The 5,604-nt window shown below is 38.0% G+C and carries 4 protein-coding genes; 1 reads left to right on the forward strand and 3 read right to left on the reverse strand.

What is annotated here, in order from left to right:
* Positions 1-297 precede the first annotated feature (297 nt).
* Genes BAZSYMA_RS02325 through BAZSYMA_RS02335 form a run of 3 tightly spaced genes read right to left on the reverse strand, consistent with a single transcriptional unit; the run spans position 298 to position 4,071 of the window.
* Complete coding sequence (locus tag BAZSYMA_RS02325; RefSeq protein ID WP_237731693.1) at positions 298-1,425, reverse strand: HupE/UreJ family protein; 1,128 nt, start codon at positions 1,423-1,425, stop codon at positions 298-300.
* On the reverse strand, positions 1,426-2,175 hold the full coding sequence (locus BAZSYMA_RS02330) for a DUF4395 domain-containing protein (RefSeq protein WP_090715234.1): 750 nt from the start codon (positions 2,173-2,175) through the stop codon (positions 1,426-1,428).
* A 6-nt stretch (positions 2,176-2,181) separates the two neighbouring features.
* On the reverse strand, positions 2,182-4,071 hold the full coding sequence (locus BAZSYMA_RS02335) for a 5'-nucleotidase C-terminal domain-containing protein (RefSeq protein WP_090715236.1): 1,890 nt from the start codon (positions 4,069-4,071) through the stop codon (positions 2,182-2,184).
* A 127-nt stretch (positions 4,072-4,198) separates the two neighbouring features.
* Between BAZSYMA_RS02335 and BAZSYMA_RS02340 the strand changes: the two genes are divergently transcribed.
* Positions 4,199-5,604: UDP-N-acetylmuramoyl-L-alanyl-D-glutamate--2,6-diaminopimelate ligase (locus tag BAZSYMA_RS02340; RefSeq protein WP_090715239.1), on the forward strand; the 1,406-nt coding region annotated here is incomplete at its 3' end.

Here is a 5,604-nt window from a genome sequence, read left to right on the forward strand (position 1 = left end):
TTGATTTGTCTAGGGTTATTCTTGGTTTTATTGTTATAAATCAATGTTTTGTGTTGTTTTTAAGGGCTGACTATTTAATATACGTTCATTTAAAATATAAGGATAGTTATAGCGAGAGTTGTTATTTTATCAAAAGAGAAACCAAAGCGGAGTAAACGGGTTAGTGCTATGATTTTTTAGAGAGGACTTTACACAATCTGGTTTACAGGGTCCTACGACCTTGGGTTAACATTTGAATTTTGAATTAAATTCTTTGTCTAAACAAAAAAGCTTCATGGTAAAAGAATGGTAGAAATATTAGCCAGTAATTCGTTCTATGCCCCACCAAATTCCAATTAAAGAAATAACAATTGAGGTTGGGACGATGGCTATTTTTTTATAATTTAAATTCAGTGATTTTATGAAAAATAAAAGCAATACTACGCCTGATACAATTACAATTTGTGCCAATTCAACACCGATATTAAAACTGATTAATGTGCTCAAAAAGTTGTCTGATGACATTTTAAAACTTTTTAACATACTGGCAAAGCCTAGTCCATGCACAAGCCCAAATAAAAATACAATGATACTTTTTCGCTTGATGGATGGATTGGGCAATAAATTTTCAATTGCCACATAAGCAATTGAAAAAGCAATCAGTGGCTCAATAATTCGCCCTGATATTTCTACGACATCAAGCATTGCCAAGCCTAATGTTAAAGTATGTGCTAGTGTAAAAGCACTGACCAATAACAACAGTCGTCGCCACATCAATGAAGACAATGCCATGCCAATAATAAATAAAATGTGATCCCAACCTAATGGAATAACATGCTCAAAACCAATGCTTACAAATTGCAGCATTCTTTGCATGGTTGTCATTGGTTCTGGGTGGTTAATATCAATCACACCACTTGTTGCACCGTTACGCAACCAATGCCATTGACTCCAATTATATTCATTTTTTTCAAATACCTGATAACGCAGTGCGCTATCGCCATATTCCTTATTATATTGCCATGACAAGGTTTTTGGCCATTCTCTAAGTTGTATAGTGTAAGTAAGTAGCGTTTTTCTGGGGCGTTTTTTGTAGCCTATAATATCTATTTTGATATTTTCCAAATACAAGTTTTGCACTTGATGATTAATGTTCAGCTGCAGTTTATTTAAAAATTTCACCTCAAAATTCTTAAAACGCTGGCGTAAAACTTCAGGCGCTAACGCACGTAATTCGTCATATTCAGCTGCATTTGGTGCATCAGTGGTGTTTTTATATTGTGTACCAATACCCGTCATCACCGCTTCAAGACTAAGGTCAATAACGACTTCAACTTTTTTATCGGGATAGATGGAGATTTCCACCAAAGCAGGTTTAACCACATCTGCGATTGATGCGCCCATCAACAAAAAAAATAAGGCGAGAGGCTTTAGCAGTCTTGGCATTTATGTCTTATTTTTCTTGTCTAGTCTTTCTTGCTTTTTACGCTTTATTTCATCCCAATCAATGTTATCACAAGCTTCACAATGACGACTAATAAGACCTGCGCGCGCTAATACTGCATAAAGCTTACAACCTGCGCAATAACCGATAATTGCCTCTAACCACATAAATAATAAGCATGCCCATACTAAATTCAACGCCAACCAAGAAGGTACATAATTTTCATCAACAGGAATACTAGTGCCTAACAAACTGTTCACCCATGATGCTATTGCATCTGGATTAAAAAACACGATACATACGGAAATAAAACTGGCACCCAATAGCCATGCACAACGCTTTGGCCCGAGTGGCTTCCACGCAGACTCTTTACCAAGTGTTAAAAAACTTGCCAATAGAATAGTCGGCGAAAATCTTGAGCCGATAACCGACAAACTCAATAACATTTCAAGCAAAGCATAAATCAATAATTTGGTTTGAAAAGCGTAGTCAAATACTCTTTTTGTTGCTTCAACTTTATAAATCGTACGGTCTTCAAAATCCATATCATAGGTATCAATCGCAATAGAATCAGTCGTTATCTCCCAAGTCGGGCCATACACCACATCAACCAAAGTAAAAACCATATAAATGGGAATAATCAATAAAATACCCGCACGAATGCGCACTGCGGTATTATTAATATGAATAGACTCCTCACCGATATCACGAAACCAAAGGTTTCTAAAGGTGTTTTTAATCAAGGCTATCATATTGTTTTAAATGATTTTCCCCGCATAATTTTCAATACCTGGGTTGTTTTTCACGCCTTTAATGGTTGGGTGATTGACTTTCTTAAGATTAAGATGTTTTTGTTTACGCAAATAATCTGCCGCCACATCCCACATCAAGCGGCCATTACCCACGGAGCCAACTTGTGCCCAGCCTGATACCTTATAAGATTTATTCACATCAATGGCCGTGCCCTCATCATCAACAATATTACTAATACGATTGCCTAAACTTTGTGCAGGGTCAATGGTGTAATCCAATCCACCCATACGCACCATATCGCCACCTGATTGCAAATAGGGGTCTTGTACAAAGAGATTTTCAGCAATGCCTTCTAAAATTTCTTTCAATTGCGAACCTTTTAACTCGTTCACATAAGTTTCTCCATAAGTCATTGAGGTATTGGTCATCAAGTCTTCCATAGTAACATCGTGCCCTGCTGATACTGATGTACCCCAGCGTACACCTGCTGACATCGCAAAGTCCGCATCATGCTCCTCGCGTAGTGAATTAACCAATACTTGATCCCAAGTACCCATAAAATTACCACGACGATAAAGGGTTTGTTCAGTGGTACAAAGTTTCTCAGTCAAAATTGCATCAAAAGTTTTGCCCATTCGGTCTGGATTATTACTCATTGTGCTACTTCGTGCTTCAACCACATTCTTATCGTATTTGGTGTTACGCATTTTATTAATGTATGAGACAACTGCTGCATCAGGTTTAATTAAGTTGGTAATAATCGGCAACATTTTATAGTTATAACCCATAACTTTATGGTCTTTAATGTCCAAATCCATCACGCCGATATATTTACCCGAACAACCTGCATTAGTAACCACAGTAACACCGCCTGCATTTTTCACTTCAACAGGTTTTGGCATGCCGTCATGTGTATGTCCGCCAAAAATAGCATCAATACCGACCACACGCGATGCCATCTTAATATCCACATCCATACCATTATGAGAAACTACAATCACCGCATCAGGCTTCTCATTTTCACGAATATCAGCCACTAACTCACTCATTTCGTCTTCACGCAAACCAAATGACCAATCTGGGAAGAAGTATTTTTGTGGATTGGCATTTGAAGTTCTAGGGAATGCTTGACCAATGACTGCAATACGATGCCCGCCCACATTTTTAATCACATAAGGTTTGAATGGCAATGCATCATCTTCGTTATAAAGCCCTCTGCCGTCATATTTTTCTGTCATAGCAATGTACTTATCACCCAGCAAAGCATCTTCTAAGATACGCACATTTTGACCCAAAAAATCACCTTTGAAAAAACCAATATTTTTCAGCGTCTCTTCTTCTTTATAGGTAAATTCCCAGTGTCCGACCATTACATTAACACCCAACATATTACAGGCTTCAACCATATCAGCACCACGCGTCCAAAGTGAGGTGCCAGAACCTTGCCATGTGTCACCACCATCAACAGTTAGCGTATTTTGCACACCCCCTGCACTCTCACGCAATGAATCTAGGACGGTTTTAATCTGTCCAAAACCACCTGTTTTGCCGTATTTAGCCGCCAATTCTTCAAAATTATTATAAGTAAATGCATAGGCTTCTGGCGAATCTGGCTTAACACCGATTTCTTTGAGTAATTTGTTACCCACCACATGTGGCAATTTTCCAAAAGTAGACCCAAAACCTAGATTAACATTTGGCTCACGGAAATAGTTTGGTAATAAATTACCATGAGTATCGGTAATATGCAAAATACGCGCATTACCTGTCTTTGCGACTTCATACATATTGTCTTGAGAAGACAATTTATTGGTATCATTGCCACAACCACCAATTAAACCTACCGCTGAACCAGCACCTAATACCTTGATAAAATCCCTACGTGTTAAAGCCATTTACTCTTCCATTAAATATAAAGGTCTGAAATTCTACTCTATCTCAACAGAAATCACAAAACTATCAGTAAATTATAATATTCTTAAATAGCCTGTTATTTGCCGAACTTCTTTTATAATACCCTATATGAATATTCAACAACTCCTTCACAATATCACTCCGACTAATTTTGACTTTGTTGTTCAAGGTTTGTGTCTCAATTCACAGCAAGTGCAAAATGGTGATGTCTTTGTTGCCTTACAAGGTACAACAGGTCATGGTGCAGACTATATTGAACAAGCTATTGACAAGGGATGTGTGTGCGTATTAATTGATTCAAAAGACTTTGAGTGTGGCGTACCTACCATTCGTATTGATAACTTATCCACACACTTAGTTGCCTTGACGCAACAGATATATGGAGATGCTTTAAAGCTAGATTTGGTTGGCATTACTGGTACGAATGGTAAAACTTCAGTGGCTTGTTTTATCTCGCAACTATTAGAACGCTTAGGCATCAAAAATGGACTCATTGGCACACTTGGCATTAGTCATTCTGAACAACACTCTGAGCAAACCACGCCTGACATTTTGACCCTGTATCGCACACTTGATGGATACGCTAAAGATGGCATTAAAACAGTCATACTAGAAGTCTCATCACACGGCATTGACCAAGATAGAATTGCAGGACTGAACATCACCCACGCAGTATTTACTAACCTCACACAAGACCATTTAGATTATCACAAAGATTTGGATGCTTATCAACAAACCAAAGCACGATTGTTCTCATTAGCAAGTGTCCAATTTGCGATTCTTAATCGCGATGATGCACATTATGCTGATTTCTTAGTCGCTGCCAAAGGTAGGGAAATTATCGATTTTGGTTTGGATGATTTTGATGATATTCGACCAACCGAACAAGGCTTTTTAGTCACCTTGCAAAATCATATTTTTGAAGTGCCTTTTTTGGCCAAATTCAACTTACTTAATGTTTTATCAGCATTCAATACACTCAAAACCTTTGGATTTAAACAAGAAAAAATTATTCCATTGCTACACAAGCTCAAGCCGCCTTTAGGTCGAATGCAAAAAATTGACAATCATTTAATATGGATAGATTACGCTCACACACCAGATGCTATTGAGAATGCCATTATCACCTTACAACAACATTACCCAACACACAACATTCGAGCGGTATTTGGTTGTGGCGGTAATCGTGACCAAGACAAACGCGCAAAAATGGGTAAGATTGCATCCAAACACGCCAACACACTTATTTTGACCAACGACAATCCAAGAGATGAAGACCCTCAGGCTATTATTAATGATATTCTTGATGGCATTGACGATAGTTATGAGGTGGATATTACCCTAGACAGGCAACTCGCCATTGAAACAGCTGTTATCACTTTGGGTGAGAATGAATGTCTACTCATTGCTGGGAAAGGTCATGAAACCACCCAAACATTCAAAGACAAAACCATCGAATCCAACGACAGAGACATTGTTCTCGCTGCAATTATTGAAGGCATAAGATTAAAAAA

The organism is Bathymodiolus azoricus thioautotrophic gill symbiont (genome assembly GCF_001298715.1).
In the GTDB taxonomy this organism is placed as follows: domain Bacteria; phylum Pseudomonadota; class Gammaproteobacteria; order PS1; family Pseudothioglobaceae; genus Thiodubiliella.